We start from the raw sequence: 20,712 nt of genomic DNA, 5'->3' as shown, positions 1-20,712 counted from the left end.
CATAGTTAACAGGTCAAGGAAAGACATATGGCAATTCATGAGCGTGCAGGTACAAAGGCATTAGATTCAGATCTGGTCAACATTCCGCGTCTGATGGCAGCTTATTACTTAAACAAACCGGATGTCGACAATCCTGACGAGATGGTAAGCTTCGGTACCTCCGGTCACCGTGGTACCTCTCTTAACAGCTCCTTTACCGAGACTCACATTCTGGCTGTTTCACAGGCCATTGCTGAGTACCGTGTAAAGGAAAATATCTGCGGACCATTATTCCTGGGTATGGATACCCACGCTCTGTCAGAGGCTGCTCTGGCCAGTGCTGTAGAGGTTCTGGGTGCCAACGGCGTTCAGGTCCGTATTGAAAAGGACCATGGCTACACCCCAACCCCAACCATTTCCCACGCCATTCTTACCTATAACAAGGACAAGACCGGTTCAGCCCGTGCTGACGGTATTGTAATCACCCCATCTCACAACCCACCTACCGATGGCGGCTTCAAGTACAACCCTGTTGACGGCGGCCCTGCAGGAACCGAGATTACCTCATGGGTTCAGAACCGTGCCAATGAGATCATCCGCAACGGGCTGAAGGATGTTAAGCGCGTAAGATACGACCAGGCTCTCAAGCTCGATAACGTTCAGGAATACGATATGCTCACCGAGTATGTTGATGATCTGATCAATGTAATCGACCTCAAGGCAATTGCCGATGCCGGTCTTAACATCGGTGTTGATCCGCTGGGCGGCTCAGGCCTGTTCTACTGGGACCGCATTGCCGACAAGTACGGTCTGAAGATCAAGGTTGTTAACTACAAGGTTGACCCAACCTTCTCCTTCATGTGCCTCGATAAGGACGGTAAGATCCGTATGGACTGCTCATCCCGCTATGCCATGGGTGGTCTGATTGCTCTTAAGGATCAGTTTGATATTTCCTTTGGTAACGACCCTGACTATGACCGTCATGGCATTGTCTGCCACTCCGGTCTGATGAATCCTAACCACTATCTGTCAGCTGCCATTAACTATATCTACACCCACCGTGAGAACTGGCCTAAGGAGGCCATGGTAGGCAAGACCGTAGTGTCCTCCTCCATGATGAATCGTGTTGCTGCCGGTCTGGGCCGCAAGGCTTATGAAGTTCCAGTAGGCTTCAAGTGGTTCGTACCAGGTCTGTTTGACAAGTCCCTGGCCTGGGGCTGTGAGGAAAGTGCCGGTGCTTCCTTCTTAAGAAAGGACGGCTCTGTATGGACCACCGATAAGGACGGTATTATTGCTGCTCTGCTGTCAGCTGAAATGCTGGCTGTTACCGGCAAGGACCCATCCGAGCACTACAAGGAGCTGACCGAGAAGTACGGCAACCCTGTCTACAACCGTGTTGATGCTCCAGCCAGCTCTCAACAGAAGGCTGTGCTCAAGAAGCTCAACCCTGCCTCTGTTGAAGCTGATACCCTGGCAGGCGAGCCAATCCTTGAGAAGCTCACCACTGCTGCCGGCAACGGTGCTGAAATTGGCGGCCTGAAGGTAGTCACCGAGAACGGCTGGTTCGCAGCACGTCCATCTGGTACCGAGAACATCTACAAGATCTACATGGAGTCATTCAAGGGTGAAGAGCACGTCAAGCAGATCGAGAAGGAAGCTACCGAGATTGTTGACGCTGCCTTAAAGAAGGCCGGCGCTTAACCCCACAGCCGAATACCGCAGGCAGTACAATCCTGCCAGGTGATGCTGCCCGGTACAGGGCAGCACTCATGAGAACAGAAAAATGCCAGGTGTAACAGCCTGGCATTTTTCTTTGGAAAAGCGGTGTCTGAATGGTCTTGGCTTACATTCCGCCCAAAGCATACAGGGGGCAAAAAGCATGAGCGGTGTAAACAAACTCATTTACGGAACTTAAAAAACGTGCGTGAGATGCATACTAAAACTGCAAATAAACACATTTGAACTCACACATCCTTACGTGCATGTTCATACTTAGTGATCGTTAACATTGGCGTATTGACGGGCTTTGTCGATTTTGCCAAGTCGTGGTTGTTGCATCTATGACTGGTATACAAGTGTCTATTTATACGATATTTATGTCCGATGATAACTTTTAGTCAAATACATCAATATCCCCGTTACAACGGGCATAGACTATAAATACGCGACATCGAATGCCAGATGTCGCAATACTATGTAGAGAGACAATAAATGGCAGTATACGTAAACACAAATGTGAGCTCCTTAAATGGACGCAGATATCTTAATAATGTTCAGAATCAGCTGACTACTACGTATCAGCGCCTCAGTTCTGGTATGAGAATCAACAGTGCAAAAGACGATGCTGCTGGTCTTCAGATATCATCCAGATTAACTACTCAGATTAATGGTCTTAATCAGGGTAACCGCAATGCCTCTGACGGTATTGCCCTTGCCCAGACCATCGAAGGCGCCATGGACGAAACCACCTCCATGCTGCAGAAGATTCGTACTCTGGCTGTTCAGGCCGCCAACGGCACCAATACTGCCGAAGATCGTGCCGCCTTAAAGAAAGAGGCTGACGCTCTGGGTTTTGAAATCACCCGTATTGCCCGCCAGACCAAGTTTGGCGGCATGACCGTATTAGACGGTGCCAACACCTCTGCAATCTATGGCAAGAACGGTGGTCAGAACAAGTCTGTAGGTAAACTTACTTTACAGGTAGGCGCTAACAACGGTGACACCATCGACTTTGAAGTCCAGACCACTATTATGTCCAAGCTCTTTGCTGGCCAGGCTGGTGGTAATCCTCCTGCTGCTGGTGCAGCTCTTTGGAATAAGGATACTGGATTTACTCTGGCAACTGCTGATGATGCCAGTAAGTTAATCGCAGAGGTTGACAGTGTTATTGCCAAGGTTGATGGCCAGCGCGCTGGACTAGGTGCGATTCAGAACAGGTTAGAGAGTTCAATCCGCAACCAGGCTAATGTTTCTGCCAACCAGGCAGACGCCCGCAGCCGCATTCGTGACGCTGACTTCGCCGAGGAGTCTGCCAACCTGAGCCAGCAGTCCATTATTCAGCAAGCAGCTACCTCTATGCTGATGCAGGCCAACACCCGTCCTCAGCTGGGTCTGTCTCTGTTAGGCTAATACCTGACTTACATTCATACAGGAGCCATTGGCCTCTGTAGCACATGAATAAAGCCTCCGGTTCATAAGAGCTGGAGGCTTTATTCATTCTTGCCTCTCGTAAACGCTCGACTACTTGATGTTATGCCCCCAAAAGAATGGAAAGAAAAACAGCTTCAAAGGTCGTACGCATGCAGGATGGCGCAAAATGGTGATGCTAAACGCAGGGTCTCAGCGAATAGGTGACGGGCGTGGTGGCATGGCTCAGCTTCAGTTGTTACATCCCCCACAAGAATGGAAAGAAAATCAGCTTCAAAGGCTGTACGTATGCCGGTTGGCGCAAAATGGTGGTGCTAAACGCAAGGTCTCGGTGAATGGGGGGCTGGCTGGGCTCAGCTTCAGCTGTTGCATCCCCCACAAGAATTGAAAGAAAAACAGCCTCAAAGGTCGTACGCATGCAGGATGGCGCAAAATGGTGATGCTAAACGCATGGTCTCAGTGAGTGTGGGGATGGCGCGGTGGCAGGGCTCAGCTTCAGCTGTTGCATCCCCCACAAGAATTGAAAGAAAAACAGCCTCAAAGGCTGCACGCATGCAGGCTGGCGCAAAACGGTGGTGCTAAACGCATGGTCTGGTGGTTCTGGCAATAAGATGCGGTGGAAGGTGCCTGCACTGTTCTTTGTGGGCCTGACGATGAGTATTGGGCTGTAGCTGTGGCTGAGCCTGTGGCAAAGACAGAGGCAATTGTGGTGGCAGGGCTGGGGCGAGTGCCTTATGCTCTGCTTCTGTTGAGGGGATGGGGGCGGGAGGCGGAGGTGGCTGGTGCTTTGGGGAAAATAAGAAACGCCTGAGATCAATGGGGATTGCATGATCTGCAGGCGCTCTTGCGGGACAGACGCTGGCTCGGGCGTGTTTGGGCACGAGCTGTCTGAATATTCTCTCTTAATAGCGGTAATGTCTGTTACCGGCCTCTCAGGCTTTTTCGTACAGCCGACAGGGCTGTCAGATGCTGCCTGGTTTTAGCTCTCGCTGTTGTACTGCTCTACTGGCTTAAGTACGAAGAATAAGCCGGATGCAACAACACACATAACAAATAAGGCAGCAAATAAAGTAATCATTAAACACTCCTGAGGTCTGACCAGGAGAACTTATGAGAGAGAAATGAATGGTCAGACTGATTTACACAGTAATAACTTCCCGCATATGCAGCATATGAGGTGTGCACGGATTATTACTGCACCGAAAAACATAAAAGTGTGGAAATCAAGGTGCGGCTGAGTATTAGCCATGATGTATGCGGCTACCATTTGATGTCTGATTATGCACAATTAGAGTGCAACCAACATACAACAACAAGTACAACCTTTTGAGCTGTTACAAGTACCGTTTCCGTAACTGTATTTTAGAACATTTTAACCAGCTAAAAGTTCCGAACAAATTGGAAAATTTTTGAAATTTTCCTCAAATCCAGGCCTTTTCTTATATCTAGGAATGCCGTTTTTACGGTAAGGAAATGTGGTAATTTGCATCAAGGAAAATGACCATAAGTTTTTGCAATTTTGTGGGCTGCGACACGCATACTATCTGCATTACAACGCGCAATTACAGTGCAAACGTTGTCATTGGCTTTCATTATCACCAAAAGTACCATTTCGGTCCTCAGCTGTATACCTATGACAAGATACAGAAATTGTGTCTTTAATTCATTATTTCTACTTTGCACTGCAAAGGAGCCTGTGCACCCGGATGAAACAATATGACCTCTTTATCATAAATACAAGGCATTAATTTTGACATTTGTCAATCTCTGATATTTTTGAAGTGATGTCCTGAAAGGGCAGGTCACTGTTGATTTTTGTCTTTAAGCAGAGTCCTCTCTGTTGTTTGTCTCAGACTTCAATGGAGTATGGTGAGACTATGCTCGGTTTAGTACGTAGTACGTGCTGTGCCGGGGGTAAAAGGTGGTCAGATATTCAAGGCGCTATAAAGGCACAGCTCAGGCAGGTGTCTATTATCTGGCCGTCTGGGTCTGGGGCTTGTCTGTAAGTTGAGCGATACGTGCTGTGTTTGATGTGGCTGTCAAATACAGACCTTGACTTAGATTACTAGAAAGCTTTGCCTGCTTTTAAATTTTATAAAGCATTTTGCTTCATAGCCTGTGTGATTGGGCATAGGGAGGTTATTTGGCATAGAGAGGTTATTTGGCTCAGGGATGGGATTGAGTACAGGGATGCCATGAGTACGGGTATACGATGTGGAGTATTTTGTGGAGTGCCGGGAATTGCCAGGAAGTGCCGGGGCGACTCTTTGCCAGGAATGGCCGGGATTGGGCGTTATCGGGAATAGCCAGGCCATGGCCTTGCCCGCAGGGCACTGTGGGAGACTGTTTTGGTGATTACACTTTTACTACGGTTTTATAAAGTGTGCGGTCACTTTGGTCGTTAGCGGCAAAATTTGAGATCTCAGGCATGGGGCGCAGTATGGTTATCAGCAGTGCTCTCTGAGTGATGTCTGGCGCTGTCACGGGGATATGGCTTTTATATTCTGGTGTATCTGTATGCGCGGTGGGGCATGGACACGGGTTTTTACCTGTCAAAGTAATACGGCTTTTCCCTGGGGCGTGCATGGTTAAGCTGCAGCACAATGGCGGATAAATCCCGTATGTTTGGCCTTTATCAACCTGGTACTCATATTGCATTTTTACTGATATATCGAATTATAAAAAACAGCTTTTCAGCCTGTTTAAGCCATTTGTCTATCCTGGCCCGAGGGCAGGAGATTATTCAGGTGGCATCTGTATCCAGGACGGATGCAGGAACTGCCGCCCCTGAGGGCAACAGAGCAGAGAAAGGCTGATTTTGCCCCCTTTGAGGTCCGGCCATGCAAAATCTCAACAATGTTAACAATGCCCAGTCTGCTTCCGGCGACCGTATTGGTAACAACAACTCTACTGAAAATCTTTTTGATCGCCTGAACCAGACTGAGTCCAAAGGACTTGCTGGCAAGTTCTCTGCGATCCTTTCTGATTTGAAGTCCCAGTTTGGTGGCAACTTTGGCGGCAAGGATAAAGGCGATGTTCACTCCTTTGACAAGGTCATGTCTGACTCCAGACAGCAGGCTGACATCGCTCACGAGCTCAAGAACAAGAAGCTCGACGAAGATGAAGAGAAGAAAAAGAATCACAGCCGTCGTTCTGATGCTAATGACCGTATTCGTGACATCAACAGTGAAGCTGCCAGCATGCAGCTCCAGAGCGCAATTGCTGCCGGTAACCAGATAATTGATCAGAACGTTGAAAAGGATAAGCAGATCGTCAAGGATCGCGAAGATCTGATTGAGCGTATGCGTCCGTCTGACATTCTGGCTGCTGCCATGAGCGGAGCCCAGTCCGGCTCCTCGGCAGCCATGTCCGGTTCATCTTCAGCATCCATGTCCGGCTCATCATCTGCTTCCGGCAAGTCCGGTGATATTTCCGGTGCTCAGGCAGTAAGAGACTTATCCGGTTCGGCTTCAGGTGCAGCTGCATCCGGCGCTGCATCCGGCCCTTCCTCCGGCGCATCATCCTCGGGCTCTGCTGCATTTGCCTTAAACGCTGCCGCATCTGGTGCAGCTCTTACTGAGGCTGCCGCTTCAGGCAGTTCACTGACCGCCTCCAATGCTGCAGCCGGTGCTGCTACAGCAGGTAATGGTCAGGGCCAGCCGGGTCAGCCTGGAACTGCTCCAGCAGGCTATGGTATTGAGCCAGACACAGCCGGTTCCCAGGCAGCTGCTGAAATGATGCGTGTTGAGGGTGTTGAAAGCGATGTTGAAATCGAAAGTGATCTCAACAATATAAACCGCTCCAACCTGGCAACCACCAACAGCACTGAAGTTGACCCTGATATTGAGTCTTCAAAGCAAATCAGTGGTCTTAACAACAAAGAATTAAGACAGAACCTCGACGTACTGGCCCGTGAGTCCAACGTTTCCAAGCTCAGCCTGCAGATGACAAATCCACAGACTGCTGCTGCAGCCCGACGTGATGCTGAGGCTATTGCTGATATGCCTAAGTCTCAGGACAGAATTACCTCCATGACCTCCTCATCTCAGGCTCAGGGCAATCTGCTTAACAGCTTAAATGGCAGCGTTCAGGGTTCTGCACAGACTATTTCAGGTTCAGCCGTACGTGCCGGTGCCGTAGCTTCAGGCCGCGTAACTGCAGTTGGTACTGAGGAGCTCAGCTCTGAGTCCCTTATCAAGACTGCTCAGGCCCAGAAGCAGTCTCATGGTTCTGAGAGCCTTGGCTCACGTGCCACTCTGTCTCAGCAAGGTGCTCGTGCTGTTACCAGCCGTGCCAATGATCAGGCTGCTGCCAACTCCCTGAATACTGCTCGCAGCTCACTGAGTAACAGTGCAGTTCAGGCCCGTCAGCAGACTCAGGCAGCTGATGAGGCCGCCTCCAGCGCTATTAACACCCGCAATGCCGCTGAGACTGCTGCATTAAAGGGAGCAGAGCCAGGCAATAATGCAGCTGCCGGACGTACCGGTAATGCCCAGGAAGCCCTGATGCGTCTTGCTCAGGAGCAGATGAGTGCAGGCCGCAATGCCAATGCCATGGCCGAGGCAAATGCACGCAATGCTCTGCTTGCTGATGATGCTCTGCGTCACACCGGCTCAGCTGAGCTCAGCTCCGCTATTGCCTCACTCAAGCAGGGTGCCCGTGGTGTTTCCGGTTCCTCAACTAACAGCACCAATTACGCTAACAGCTCACTTTACGCCGCCATGTTTGACAGTGACAACGCTGTAAACTCTGCTGAAAATGAGATGGATATGGGCTTTGAGCATGATGACTCTGCCTCAGCCTTCGGTTCAGCCATGATGACCTCTCAGGCTTCTGAGAACCGCAATGCTACTCTGCCTCAGACTCTTACCACCTTTACCCCAACAGGTAATGAGAACAGTGATGCTGAGGAATTACATGAGCGCGTCATGGAAATGGCTTCCCGCAATCTCAAGCAGCTGTCTGTTGAGCTCTCTCCAAATGAGATGGGCCGCATGAAGATTTCCATCAGCCTCTCTGAGGACAATGAGGCCCTGTCCGTATCTCTGGCTGCAGCCAATCCAGCTACCCGTGAGATGCTGGAAAAGGCTCTGCCAAAGCTGCGTGAAATTCTGGCCAATCAGAATATCTCTACCGATGCTGAGGTTTCTGATATGGACAGCGAAGCTGACAGCCAGCCTGTTCTGGCCGCCGACGGTCGTGAAAAGCAGGCTCTGAGCACCATTACCAGTGCCTCAGCTGCCAAGCGCAACAATCTGAGCGTTGCTGCTCCAGCCATGGACAATGTTTCAGTTGACTCTCTGATGGCCTCTGCCCGCTCCCTGACTGCTCAGGACCGTGAGGAAATCAGTGCTGTTCACGGCTTTGGATCCGGCTCTGAGGGCCCAATGGATCTTGACAGCGCCAGTGATACTCTGGCTGCCTTTGCCCGCCGCAGCTAACACAGTATCTTACACATGTGGCTGGAAAGGACATACTGTCCCGGTCAGTCACAGTGAGTAGCAGTTCCACAAAAAGGAAAGCCCGACTTATGGTCGGGCTTTTCTTTTTGAGCAAGGCTGGTTGTACCGAACAGTTCAGAGAGGCTTATGCTCCTGACAGGCAAGGTACTTCTTAAACCAGCTGCTGTATGAGCTTGATGATGCCTGTCACTACCGCATAAATTGTTTGACAACAGTCAAAAAGCATTTGACAGGCAAGAGTGCAAGGGCATGGAGCAGGCAGGACACGGGACAGGATAAGGCAGACATTATGCTCCATGGTTTAACAGATCAGATTTGAACTGCGCATCATGTATCAGAGGCGGCCACTCCGGCTGGCTGGAGGAGTTTGCGCCAGCACGGCCGACCTGCATGATCAGCGATGGTTATAAGAGAATGACAGGCAGGTGGTGCCTGGTGCTGGACAGCGGCTCAGTATAGCAGGGGCGGATGGCAGCACGGCATGGCAGTTCGTCTATGGACTGCGTGCTTGACTGTAATGAGCAGACGGTTATGCTGTCCTTTTTATCTCTCTAATGATTTAGATTGGTGATATAATTTATCATATGTTCCATGGTTTAACGCCGCTCTTTATGTGCATCTTCTTAAGTTTCTGCTGCGCGGGAAGTCTAACAGGTGTCATGGATATATATGATCTGCTGTTGTCTCAGCTATACGCAGATGAGATTCAGCCTTATGAATTGCAGGTGATACTTAATCTGACACTTTACCTGGAGAATTAAGGGGCAACAATGGCTTTTGAAGAAAAGAAACCAAGTTCATATATAAAAACCAACCTTGAGTCAGGGGAGTCGCTGAAGCTGGTCATACAGAGCAGTAAAGGCTTTTTCTGTGATGACAATGATATAGCCATTACTGATAAGCGCATCTTTTTCAGAGGCAAAGACGGTACAGCTTTGAGCTTCCCTAAAGAAAAGATCAAGAATATAGAAGCAGTACCGGAAAAGGGAATTTTCGGTGGTGAAAAGGACTATGGCGTTATCAATGTTTATGGCCCTTACAAAAAGTGTATTTCTTTCAAGGTTAACGATATAAATAACGATATCAACACTGTCAGAGATTTACTGAGAAAAAAATAGCATCCCTCGTTCATAATCTGTCAGTTAAGAGCAAAGGCCGCATATGCGGCCTTTGTTGTCATCAGGGGATTGAAGTCTGTTATGCGCTCTGTCTATAAGACCGTCATGATCATCTGATGACCATCAGGCACCTGTCATTAGCTGTGGGGCTGTTGGTCATTGTAGGCATGGCAGCCTGTCATGGGAGGGGCGGGCAGCCTGTCATGGGCGGGACTGTCCTGATGCAGTGGCATGGCATGGTGACTTGTCTTTGGCAGCTGCAGATGCTGGGCATGCCATGGCTTGCCAGAGTGCGGCCTTTATTATTGCCTGTTGGTAAACGGGGCTATTGTGCGCATTATGTTGCCGGCTGCACGGCGCAGCAGGACCGGGGCTGAGGTCACGGCCTGATCAAGGCTCATCGGGCCGTTACACAGTGAGAACATGGCAGTGATATTGTGCTTATAGAGCACGTCAGCATCATCAGCAATACTGCCGCATAGCGCAATGGCTGGAACCCCATGGCGGGCTGCCACAGCCGCAATGCCAAGAGGTGCTTTGCCCTGCATGCTCTGACCGTCCATACGGCCCTCGCCTGTAATCACCAGAGCGCTGTCAGCAATATCCCTTTCCACATCAAGAATTTCCATTACAACCTCAATTCCCCTCTTCAGTCTGGCACGACCAAACCACAGAAGGGCGGCACCAAGGCCTCCGGCCGCTCCAGCTCCAGGGGTATCGCATGCTGAAATGGAGTAATGAAGATCAAGCTGTGCACCTACGTGAGCCATATCGGCATCAAGCTCATCAAGCAGGTTTGCTGGCAGGCCTTTCTGGGGACCAAACACATGAATGGCGCCGCCACTGCCGGTCAGGATATTGGCAACGTCACAGGTTCCTGAAATGCTTATCCCCTCAAGTCGTCGGTCAATTATTTCTGTATCAAATTCGCTGATTTTGTGCAGCAGGCCTGCACAAATTCTGTCTTTAATCAGAGTATGACCAGAGCTGTAAAACCTGGCGCCCAGAGCCTGAGCAAAGCCAAGTCCGCCATCGCTGGTGGCGCTGCCTCCAAGTCCTATTCTGAAAGTGCGGCATCCCATATCAAGAGCATGCCCCATCAGCTCACCCAGTCCATAAGTAGAGGCATCAAGGCCGTTTCTGCGGCTGCTGTCAACCAGCTCCAGTCCGCAGCACTGAGCCATTTCCATTACGCATTCCTGATCTTTTACAAGGAAGGCGGCTCTTACTTCGCCTCCGTACGGTCCTGAGACTGTCCTGACTTGACGCTTATAGCCTCTGGTACTCAGTACTGGCCACAGAGCATCAATCAGTCCCTCGCCGCCATCAGACACTGGGCAGGTAACTACATCGGCCTGAGGCATAACATCATAAATGCCCTGAGCCACAGAATCACAGGCTTCGCGGGCAGAGCAGCTGCCCTTAAAAGAATCAAGCGCAACGGTAATCTTCATTTGACCTCCATCAAGTCAGCAGAGCCGACCCCAATATGTCTGATGTTCATCTGGCCACAGAGCAGTGTGGCTGCAGACCGGGCTTCCATTGTCAGAGATAATACACCAGCCATGCTCGCTTAGTCCCGGCAGCAGTGCCGGACCTGAAAGCGCAAACTGATGCGCCACCAGGCGCACCCGCCACGCTGCAACCCCGCGTATCCAGGCGCCCACGTATCCATGAACCCACGTATTCAGGTCCCCATGTATCCAGGAACCCACGTATCCAGGCACCCACGTATTAAGGTCCCCATTTATCCTGGTATTTATACATTCATGTGTTTATGCTCTCACGCTTCAGATGACGTGCTGTGCTGTCATGTGCTCAACAGGCGTATGAGCCAGCATTACCACGCTTTAGCGCCGCTGCACCTGGACTCATGTTGAAGGTTCAGTGAGCTGGGGCATGAAGCACTCAGCAGAGGGGATGTAGTCTGTACAGCCTGGCCAGTAGTTGATGCAGGAAATCAAGGCGTTCAGCCTGCCAGTCTGAAAGCTGACTGGCCCTGAGCCTGAAATGGTGTCAGGCTGTGTACATGCTTGAGGCATGAAGGGTGGTGGTTCCGGGCAAACTGATGCTCCGGGCATGCTTATGCACCGGGCAGGCTGATGTTCATGGTGTGACAGATGTGTATGCATTCTTGTCGGCTTTGCACAGCAATTGTGCTTTTTGGCACTGGCAGAGCAGCTAAGATGTGCGCCAGTCGTCATGCCTTTATATTGTTGCGTGCCTTGGGTCACGCTCCCGGTTATAATGCCCGCCCATAGAGCCATCATGGACTCAGCGAGCGGACCCGCTTCTGGATGAAACAGCCATTGCTCAACTGTCTGCTCAGCTGCTCAGCATCGTATAGACTCAAGGGCATATGAGCCCTGCAGTCAGGGCTGTGGCCTTTGACTTGGGACCGCATACATGGCCTGTTTACAGCCATCATGACAGAGCCGCACGCAGGGGCCGCATGTACAGGAACGTTTCCCGTGCTTTTTGCTCATTTGAGCGCTGAGGTTCAGCTTGCCTGTTGCTGAGCTGGACTGGCGTTGCAGCTGGCCGTGAGCGGCCTGGCGCTGAAGCTGGCCGTGAGCTGGACTGGCGTTGCAGCTGGTCGTGAGCGGCCTGGCGAAGCACTGATATCGTGCTGCGACTGTGCAGGCGCTCTGGAGCTCAGGTATCAGACAGGGGATGGTTTATTCTTTGTCACATGTGCGCAGGCATGATCATGGAGTCCTGAACAGGGGATTTTATGGGCCGACAGTGCCAAAAGTATATGCTGTTAAATGGCTTAAATATAGGTTTTTGTCCGAGCTCAGAGTGCCTTTAAATCTGTTTTTGGCAAGCGGGCACAGTCTTTGCAAAAGTCCGTGTGTGCGGTGTTCTTGCTGATTATTTGACAGCATTAAGCCTGCAGCTTCAGTAAATCCCTGATCAGACAGACAACAGGTCTACTGCTGTTTTATCTGCCAACAGATCCTTTGCTGTAACTGCGCAAAGCATCGTACCCGTTCAGTTTTCACAGAGGCTATCAGGCCTGTCTGCCACAAACTTAAGGCAGCAGTGCCGGGTTCATAACATCCATTTTCTGTCATGTTCAGTTATGTACATCTGACATGATGGGAACGCGGATTCCCGGGGCGCAGATGTCATTTGCAAAGCCCGGTGCGGCTATGATCATCTGGTTTTAGCGGCCTTTTGTGTGCCATAATAGTTTGCTTATACCTAATCAGCATTGATGCTGTTAACTGGGAGAGATAGGTTATGTCAGATAGTACTGATGATTTAGAGACAGGTGGCAAATCCCGCAAAATGCTGTTCATGCTTATTGGCGTCATACTTGTGTTTATCCTCGGTATTGGCGGTTACGGCACATTTGCATATCTGCACCACATGTGGCCGTTCGCCATGGAGGAGCAGGAAAACGCAACTGACATCGCCGGCAAGATGGCTGGTCAGAATTCTCAGGTAGATGTTTCCGACCGCTATGTTCGCTTTGATCTGGCCTTTACTTTCAACCTGCCAGGCAAGACCAAGCGCGGCCACATGGTACAGGTTGAACCGGTTCTGGTTGTTCACGGTTCCGAAAATGCCGCTCTGGCACAGCAGCACCTGCCTTTAATCAGCTCTACAATTTCTGAGATCTGTTCTCAGCAGGATTATGACAGCCTCGCAAGTCCATCCGGAAGACAACGCTTCAAGCGCCTTCTGCTTGATGGAATCAGAACCAAGCTTACTGGTGTTGTAAATCAGCCAGTTGTTGAACAGGTTCTGTTTGTTAATTTTGTAATGCAGTAATGCGCCGGGGAAGAGTAGCATGACTGAGTTTTTAACGCAGGATGAAATCGACGCGCTGTTACACGGCGGCGATGAGATCGAAGCGGAGCAGTTTGACGGCGACCAGGGTGTCAAACCGTTTGATTTCGGTTCCCAGGAACGTATTGTTCGTGGCCGTATGCCAACCCTTGAGCTGGTAGACGAGCGTTTTGCCCGTCACATGCGTATCAGTCTGTTCAATATGATGCGCCACAGCGCAGAGGTTACCTGGATTGGCGTCAAGATGATGAAGTTTGGTGAGTACGTACAGACTCTGTATGTGCCTACCTCACTTAACATGGTGCGCTTCCGTCCGTTAAAGGGTACTGCTCTTGTTACTCTGGAAGCCCGTCTGGTGTTCATTCTGGTAGAGAACTTCTTCGGTGGTGAAGGCCGTTTCCGTGCCAAGATCGAAGGCCGTGAGTTCACTCCTACCGAGCGCCGTATCATTCAGAAACTGCTTAAGATGGTCTTTGAGGACTACAAGGAAGCCTGGGCTCCGGTTATGGACGTTGAGTTTGAATATCTCGACTCCGAAGTTAACCCTGCCATGGCCAACATTGTCAGCCCTTCAGAAATGCTGGTAGTAAACCAGTTCCACATCGACCTGGACGGTGGTGGCGGTGATATGCATATCGCCTTCCCATACTCCATGATCGAGCCTATCAGGGAACTGCTCGACGCCGGTGTACAGTCCGACAAGGGCGATACCGACGTACGCTGGAACAAGGCCTTACGTGAGGAAGTAATGGACGTGCAGGTTGATATGCGCGTCAAGATGCTGGACCTCGTATTAAGCCTTGGACAGGTTATGGACCTGCACCCTGGTGACGTACTCAATGTGGAAATGCCAGACAATCTGCTGGTATACATTGAAGACCTGCCAAGTTATCACGCCAAGCTGGGTCGTACCAAGGACAAGCTGGCCATCAAGATTTCCGATATCTTGAAGCGTCCTCCATCAATGAAGAGCGACCTTTCCTTCCTCAAGGGATCTGGTATCAACATTGAGGATGACGAGGATATGGAAGAGTTTGATGATGACTAATTCTGTACCGGTGCAGGCAGCCTGAGCCATACTGACCAGGCTGTCTGCCCGGTGGCCCCGGACAGTACTTTTGTGCTGTCAGGGGTTGCTGTCCGGCTTTGAATGGTTAAAGAGAGAAAGAGAGTCCCTTCGGGGACAATCCCTTCGGGGAACGCCCTTTATGGGCAGCCCGCCGCAAGGCGGGCAAGCCTGCCGCTGCACAGGCTTAAGATCCGCATTTCAGATGCGGAAGCAGTGCCGGTTTCTTCTGTCGGACAGGCAGAATTAGTAATCTCACCTGAACATTACACAGTGCCAGATCTGATATCAGTGCTGGACAATGACAGGGCATGACTCTTTGTTCACCTGAAAAGGTGAAGCAGACAACGAATATAATTCTGGCAGGCCGTGAGCCTGGCCTGCAATTTGTGAATTTAAATAGAGGGCTTAGCGCTCAGCGCGGCTCACAACGGAGAGATCCATAGAATGTCAGATATGGAAAACTTAGGTGGCAACACCGACTGGACCGACGGCTTACCTTCCACCGATGGAATGGAGGACATGAATTCTGCTGAGCTCGAGCATTTTGACGATCCCACAAAGAGCAAGGCTCCGCTGTCCCGTGAAGAGCGTAAGAAGTTAGATGCCATTCTTGACATCCCTGTTACCATCACCATGGAAGTAGGTCATGCCAAGATTTCCATCCGCAACCTGCTGCAGTTAAACCAGGGCTCTGTTATCGAGCTTGAGCGTCTTGCTGGTGAGCCACTGGACGTTCTGGTAAACGGTACTCTGATTGCCCACGGTGAAGTTGTGGTCGTTAACGACAAGTTCGGTATCCGTCTTACCGACGTTATCAGCCAGGTTGAGCGTATCAAGAAGCTTCAGTAATCTGCTGATTAGCTACCAGATTTCAGCTGTTTATCTGACCGGTGGACTAAAGTCGTGCAGAGGGGAACTGATGATCCTCACTGTACTGTCCGGTCTTTTTCAAGGTGTCGGCACTATGCTGACACTTTGTGTTTATGGCATACCCAAATTTCTGTCCCATGCAGCATACGCTGCCGATGGCCCCTGTTACGATGCCCGGTCCTGACAGCCTCAGGCGAGCCTGACAGCCGGTGACGGTGACGGCCCTGACGCCTTAGGCGACCCTGACAGAGTGTGAGGCCCTTACAGCCCCAGGGCCTGGCAGAGCATGGCAGGCAGGTCAAGTCCAGCCACTGAGTGCATCTGCACCAGTGCTCTGTTGCATGTCAGACAGGTTGAAGTCAGTCAGTCTGTCTGTCTCAGGCACAGGGGTAAGCCATAAAAGCGCGATATTACTGAAAGCACTGCACTGCCGGAGCGGCCGAGGCCGTTTCTGCAGTGCTTTGCTGTGCCTGTATGATGCAGCACTGTCAGTATGGCGGCTGATATATTAAAATTGCATGAGCAGCAGTGACTGGTGCGCATGGCGCCTTAATTTCCATCCGGCCGTTCTGGGACGGGACCATGGTATACAGATAGCCTGGCTGCTGATGTCAAACCGTTTTCTAGCAGGGTGATGTCTTATGCATTCTCTCCTCAAAGTACCGCCGCATCAGGCGCGTCCTTACCATTCTTCTGATGACAAGTCCCCCTGCCAATTAAAGGATTCATTCCTGTTTCCTGCCGCAACCAGAAGTCTGTGCGTTCTGGCCGCCTCCTCTTTCCTTGCCTTTTCCTTACCTGTTAATGCAGCCCCTGAGGCTCAGTCTGAAAGCGCTGCTGTTTCTGCAGGTGAGCCTGCTCATGTCAACTCTGATATTGCCGCTCCTGATGCTGCTGACCTGGTACTGCCTGAACCAAAAAATATTGATGCCGGCAGTGTGCCTGAAAACGAGCGTGTGTCCGGCCGTTCAGTGGTAAGCAAGGAAACAGCTGAGGATCTGATGAGCAGTGGCTCTGAGTCATTATCAGCGGACTCTGAGCAGCACAGTGCTGCACCTTCAGGCGATGCCCGTGCTGTTAATGGCGCCACCCTCAGCTCCGAAAAGAGCGGATTTGGTACCCAGCGCAGCGGTGCTCTGGCCTCAGGTGGTCTTGCCAGCCCTGCAGGTATCATTAACTGGCTGTTATCAACCATTGCCATTCTGGGCGTAATCTTCGCCCTTGCCTGGCTGCTGCGGCGCTCCCGTCTGGTTCAGCGTTCCATGGGCGGCAGCATGCATCTTATTACCCAGATGGCCGTAGGCCCCAAGGAGCGCCTCGTTCAGGTCAGGGCAGCCAATCGTGTGCTGCTCGTAGGCGTTACCGCACATTCGGTAAATCTGGTGGCCGATCTTACTGACAGTGAAAAGTCAGACAGCAAGAACACTCAAAAGAAAGACGATTCAGGTCAGTCTGGATTTAATAGCCATGGCAATGCCGGATATAATGCCCAGGACAGTGACCGCTATAATGCATCTTCATCAGCTGCCGACAGCGCTGCTGCCTCACTTGCTCAAAGATACAGCCCTGAAGAGATTGTGTGCATGACTGAGCTCTTTGAAGAGCATATGCGCAAGTCTGGTCTAAATGATGGTGAGCAGGAGCACAGAGCTTACAGTTCCAGCCGTCTGACCGACAGGGATATTGAAAATCGCCAGAATCTGTTCAGAAGCGTTTTTTCCCGCGATGAGCGACGTTCCATGGGGGCAGGTCATGAGGGACTGGAGTCTGCCCGCAGCTCAGCAGCAGCCGACAGATCAGCTGACAGATCCGCTGCCATGTCCGGTATGCGCCGTAACGGATTTTTCAGGATGGGCCAGGCCTGCGGCATGCCTGATGATGACATTCTCCATGCCCGTGCCAGCCGCGCCAAAAAGCAGATGCGCAGCTCAGCTGTCGACGACGCTGACGGCCTGTCTGGTTCAGCTTTTTCAGATATGCTGGCTCATGAGTACGAAAAGGCCCATGACAGCCTGAATATGAATATCATTGATGACAACGCTCTTTCTGTCATGCGCGACCGCGCTGCCAGTGGCGAGATTGTCCTTAAGGAAATCAATCCGGACAATCCAGATGCCTGTCAGTCATCATCAGGCTCAGTCGCCGGTGCGTCAGCTGGCGCTGCCGCTGATGCGGCCTGCATGGCACAGAGTGCCGGAGATGTAGCCGGAAACTGTTATGATTTTGCCGAGCGTTTTGGTCCGGGAGCCGGTGCTGCCGAAGCTGCCATCAGGGCCACAGCTCAGGAAAAGGCCGGTGGCGACAGTGAAGGCTGCGCTCATGCCGGTAAGATTGCTCCTTACCTTTATGGTGAGAATGAGCGTGAGGGCGAGGATGCCAGCAATGTATCGCTGGGTACTGCATATAAGGGGGCTGATGTACCTTTACGTACTTCATCGCCGGCCCTGAGCAGATACAGCATCCGCCGTTCGGCACGCATAAAGGGACGTGGCTCAAGGTAGTAATACCGAGCTGTGTGGAATTAATTCAGGAGGAGCCATGCTCACAGCCGCTCAAAACAATCAGGAGGTCATGAACCAGCGCAGCGACCAGCTCCGTGGCCTTAAGCGCATTTTCATGACAGCCCTGATCACCAGTGTGATTTCAGGACTGATTCTGTATTTCTGCTCGTCTGCCCAGGCAGCAAACCTGGACATGACCGCTTTTACCGTCAAGACCAATCCTGACGGTACTCAGGATTACTCCCTGTCATTACAGGTAGTCATGCTGATGACCCTTTTGACCTTTCTGCCGTCAATCATCATCATGACCACGTCCTTTGTACGAATCATCATTGTTCTGGCCATTCTGCGTCAGGCCATGGGTCTGCAGACCTCGCCATCCAACCAGATTCTGGTAGGTCTGGCTTTCTTCATGACCATCTACATCATGACCCCGGTGCTCAATGCTATCTACAATGAGGCCATCGTGCCTTATCTCAATGATCAGATGCAGGCCCGTGAGGCTATTGTTGTAGGTCAGCGTCCGCTCCACCAGTTCATGCGTGAGCAGACCCGTATGACTGACCTCAACGCCTTTATGGAATATGCTGATGTCCGTGTTGCCCGAGTTGAAGACGTGCCTATTCATGTTCTCATTCCGGCCTTTATCGTCTCCGAGCTCAAGACCGCATTCCAGATTGGCTTCATGCTCTTCCTGCCATTCCTGATTATTGACCTGGTAGTTGCATCCATCCTCATGGCCATGGGTATGATGATGCTCTCGCCAATGATCGTATCGCTGCCGTTTAAACTGATGCTCTTTGTGCTGGTAGACGGCTGGACCCTGATTATGGGATCGCTGCTGGCCTCGTACGGCATAGGCGTGCCAACCTGATAATGCCCGGGACTGACCCGGGCTTTGCCCGTTTTACAGGGCGCCACCGCAGGCTCTGACGCCGCACGGCCATGCCGCCCATGGCGACACCCCAGGCCGACACGGCGCAGCGCAGCCCAGTTCGGCCCAGTGTGGCCCAGTGCGGCCCAGTATAGCCCAGTGTGGCCCAGTGCGGCCCAGTGTGGCCCCGGCCGGCATGGCGCAGGGACGCACGGCGCCGGGAGTTAAGTACAGGTCAGGGCACAGCTCTGGTCCTGCCAGTTAAGATTGTTCCAAGAGAGGTGAATCGTGGAACCAGAAGTCTTTGTCGAAGTGGTACGCTCAGCATTATCCCTGGTAGCCGTACTGGTTACCGCATCCATTCTGCCATCTCTGGTTGTAGGTCTGATGGTGGCCGTATTCCAGGCAGCAACCTCAATTAACGAGCAGACCCTGTCATTCCTGCCACGTCTTATCGTGACCATTTTAGGCCTGATGTGGGGTGCCCACTGGGGCCTTACCAAGCTCACCGAGTTCTTCTACGAACTGGTACACAATATTCCAACAGTAGTAGGCTGATCGCCTGCACCTGGCCATATGGCCAGGCGCTGACCGCCAATGCCACTGATAAAGAGCACCCTGTCCTTTTGCTGCATCGCTGCTAAACGTCCTTGATGGCCAGGCGCGCAGCAACTCGGCCCTGATGGACCTGCAGCGAACCTCACATCCTTGATGGCCAGGCCCGCAGCAACTTAGCCCTGATGGACCTGAACCGCAGCTCCACGGCCTTGATGAGCCTGGACAGAGCAGATTTTGCAGTCACAACAGAAGCAAGACCATGGGAATTAACTTTTTAGAACCGCTGATGCTTGATGCCCTGGATTCTCTCATGTGGCCTTTATGCCGCGTGGGCGGATTTATGATGGCCTTTGTGACCTTCTCAGGTTCTGCTGTACCGCGCAATGCCCGTGCACTGCTGGCACTGACCGTTACCGTATGTTTCCTGCCAAGCATTCCAGCTGTTGATGCCAATCTCGATGCTTTCTCCGGCCTTGGTATTATCACCACCATATCTCAGGTAATCATTGGCGCCGGTCTTGGCTTTATGACCCAGTATCTGATAGCAAGCTTCGTTCTTGCAGGTCAGGCTATCGCCATGCAGACCGGTCTTGGCTTTGCCTCCCTGGTTGATCCGGTATCTGGTACCAATGCCCCGGTAGTAGGTCAGTTCTTTACCGTTTTATGTACCCTGGTGTTCTTTGCAGTTGACGGTCATCTGGTCTTTATCCGTCTGCTGTTGCTGAGCTTTGAAACTTTGCCTATCGGCCCGCATATCTTCAGTCCGCCAAGCCTTGAGGCTCTGATTTACTTTGGCGCTACCATGTTCCAGGTAGCCCTCTCTACCTCTATCGCTGCAATCTGTGCTCTGCTGGTAGTTAACTTCACCTTCGGTGTTATGACCCGTGCCGCTCCTCAGTTAAACGTATTCTCCATGGGTTTTGCCATCTCCATGACCGTAGGTCTGGCTGTGCTCCTTATCAGTCTGGACGCCTTCATGGTTAACTTCACCATCGCTATCAATGAGCTCATGAGCTCATCATGTACCCTCATTGGCACCCAGTGCGAGGGCATTTTCTAAACTGCCACGTACCCGCGCGCCCGTAAGCACACATGCATGACTGCGTGCGCCCACAGGCTGCAGCCCTTGCAGGGCCTGCAGCTCCCGGCCCACCGGCCCGGCTGCCAGCTGTTCATCTCAGCTGGTGACCGGGCCGGAATCGTTTTAAAGTACGTACTGTTTAAGTGTGGGGTGTAGATATTTCTACAAAAGCCTATAATTAAGCCATACCTTGCGACAGGGTAAAGTAGCTTTATCAGGCGCTTCTGGTGATCTGAACCGCACAGCGTTCTTCTA

The 20,712-nt window shown here is 51.5% G+C and carries 12 protein-coding genes; 11 read left to right on the top strand and 1 reads right to left on the bottom strand.

The genetic code is table 11. The features are described 5' to 3' along the window. Positions 1-27 precede the first annotated feature (27 nt). The 4 genes from pgm (at position 28) to MXE41_RS11480 (ending at position 9,706) form a co-directional block, all read left to right on the top strand. A complete protein-coding gene (gene pgm / locus MXE41_RS11495) occupies positions 28-1,680 on the top strand; it encodes a phosphoglucomutase (alpha-D-glucose-1,6-bisphosphate-dependent) (RefSeq protein WP_247100586.1) in 1,653 nt (550 codons plus the stop codon). Positions 1,681-2,190: 510 nt separating this feature from the next. Further along, positions 2,191-3,108 carry a flagellin gene (locus tag MXE41_RS11490; protein ID WP_246978696.1) on the top strand — a complete coding sequence of 306 codons (918 nt, stop codon included), beginning with the start codon at positions 2,191-2,193 and terminating at the stop codon, positions 3,106-3,108. A gap of 2,858 nt (positions 3,109-5,966) precedes the next feature. Continuing rightward, positions 5,967-8,567, top strand: coding sequence for a flagellar hook-length control protein FliK (locus tag MXE41_RS11485; RefSeq protein ID WP_247100585.1), 2,601 nt, complete (start codon positions 5,967-5,969; stop codon positions 8,565-8,567). Positions 8,568-9,358: 791 nt separating this feature from the next. Then, positions 9,359-9,706, top strand: a complete 348-nt coding sequence (locus MXE41_RS11480; RefSeq protein WP_246978869.1) for a hypothetical protein — start codon at positions 9,359-9,361, stop codon at positions 9,704-9,706. A gap of 302 nt (positions 9,707-10,008) precedes the next feature. Here MXE41_RS11480 and MXE41_RS11475 read toward each other — a convergent pair whose 3' ends face one another. Beyond that, a complete protein-coding gene (locus tag MXE41_RS11475) occupies positions 10,009-11,160 on the bottom strand; it encodes a glycerate kinase (protein WP_247100584.1) in 1,152 nt (383 codons plus the stop codon). 1,792 nt (positions 11,161-12,952) lie between these two features. On the opposite strand from MXE41_RS11475, the gene MXE41_RS11470 reads away from it, so the two are divergent. From MXE41_RS11470 to fliR, 7 genes are all read left to right on the top strand, one after another. After that, positions 12,953-13,486: a flagellar basal body-associated FliL family protein gene (locus MXE41_RS11470; RefSeq protein ID WP_247100583.1), complete on the top strand. Its 534-nt coding sequence runs from the start codon at positions 12,953-12,955 to the stop codon at positions 13,484-13,486. A gap of 19 nt (positions 13,487-13,505) precedes the next feature. Next, the gene (gene fliM / locus MXE41_RS11465) at positions 13,506-14,552 is read left to right on the top strand and encodes a flagellar motor switch protein FliM (protein ID WP_246978872.1); all 1,047 of its coding nucleotides are present in this window, start codon (positions 13,506-13,508) and stop codon (positions 14,550-14,552) included. Positions 14,553-15,083: 531 nt separating this feature from the next. Continuing rightward, positions 15,084-15,422: a flagellar motor switch protein FliN gene (gene fliN / locus MXE41_RS11460; RefSeq protein ID WP_246978883.1), complete on the top strand. Its 339-nt coding sequence runs from the start codon at positions 15,084-15,086 to the stop codon at positions 15,420-15,422. A gap of 662 nt (positions 15,423-16,084) precedes the next feature. Further along, positions 16,085-17,944, top strand: a complete 1,860-nt coding sequence (locus MXE41_RS11455; protein WP_247100582.1) for a flagellar biosynthetic protein FliO — start codon at positions 16,085-16,087, stop codon at positions 17,942-17,944. Beyond that, positions 17,931-18,818 (top strand): flagellar type III secretion system pore protein FliP, encoded by an 888-nt coding sequence (gene fliP / locus MXE41_RS11450; RefSeq protein ID WP_348647435.1) that lies wholly within the window; start codon positions 17,931-17,933, stop codon positions 18,816-18,818. Before MXE41_RS11455 ends, fliP begins: the two co-directional genes overlap by 14 nt. Positions 18,819-19,106: 288 nt before the next feature. Continuing rightward, positions 19,107-19,376 carry a flagellar biosynthesis protein FliQ gene (gene fliQ, locus MXE41_RS11445; RefSeq protein WP_246978874.1) on the top strand — a complete coding sequence of 90 codons (270 nt, stop codon included), beginning with the start codon at positions 19,107-19,109 and terminating at the stop codon, positions 19,374-19,376. Positions 19,377-19,635: 259 nt separating this feature from the next. Then, the gene (gene fliR / locus MXE41_RS11440; RefSeq protein WP_246978875.1) at positions 19,636-20,436 is read left to right on the top strand and encodes a flagellar biosynthetic protein FliR; all 801 of its coding nucleotides are present in this window, start codon (positions 19,636-19,638) and stop codon (positions 20,434-20,436) included. Positions 20,437-20,712: the final 276 nt, after the last annotated feature.

The organism is Anaerobiospirillum sp. NML120449 (genome assembly GCF_023051105.1).
Lineage (GTDB): Bacteria > Pseudomonadota > Gammaproteobacteria > Enterobacterales > Succinivibrionaceae > Anaerobiospirillum.
The sequence above is the reverse complement of the archived record's forward strand: the minus strand, read 5'-3'. Positions and strand labels throughout refer to the sequence as shown.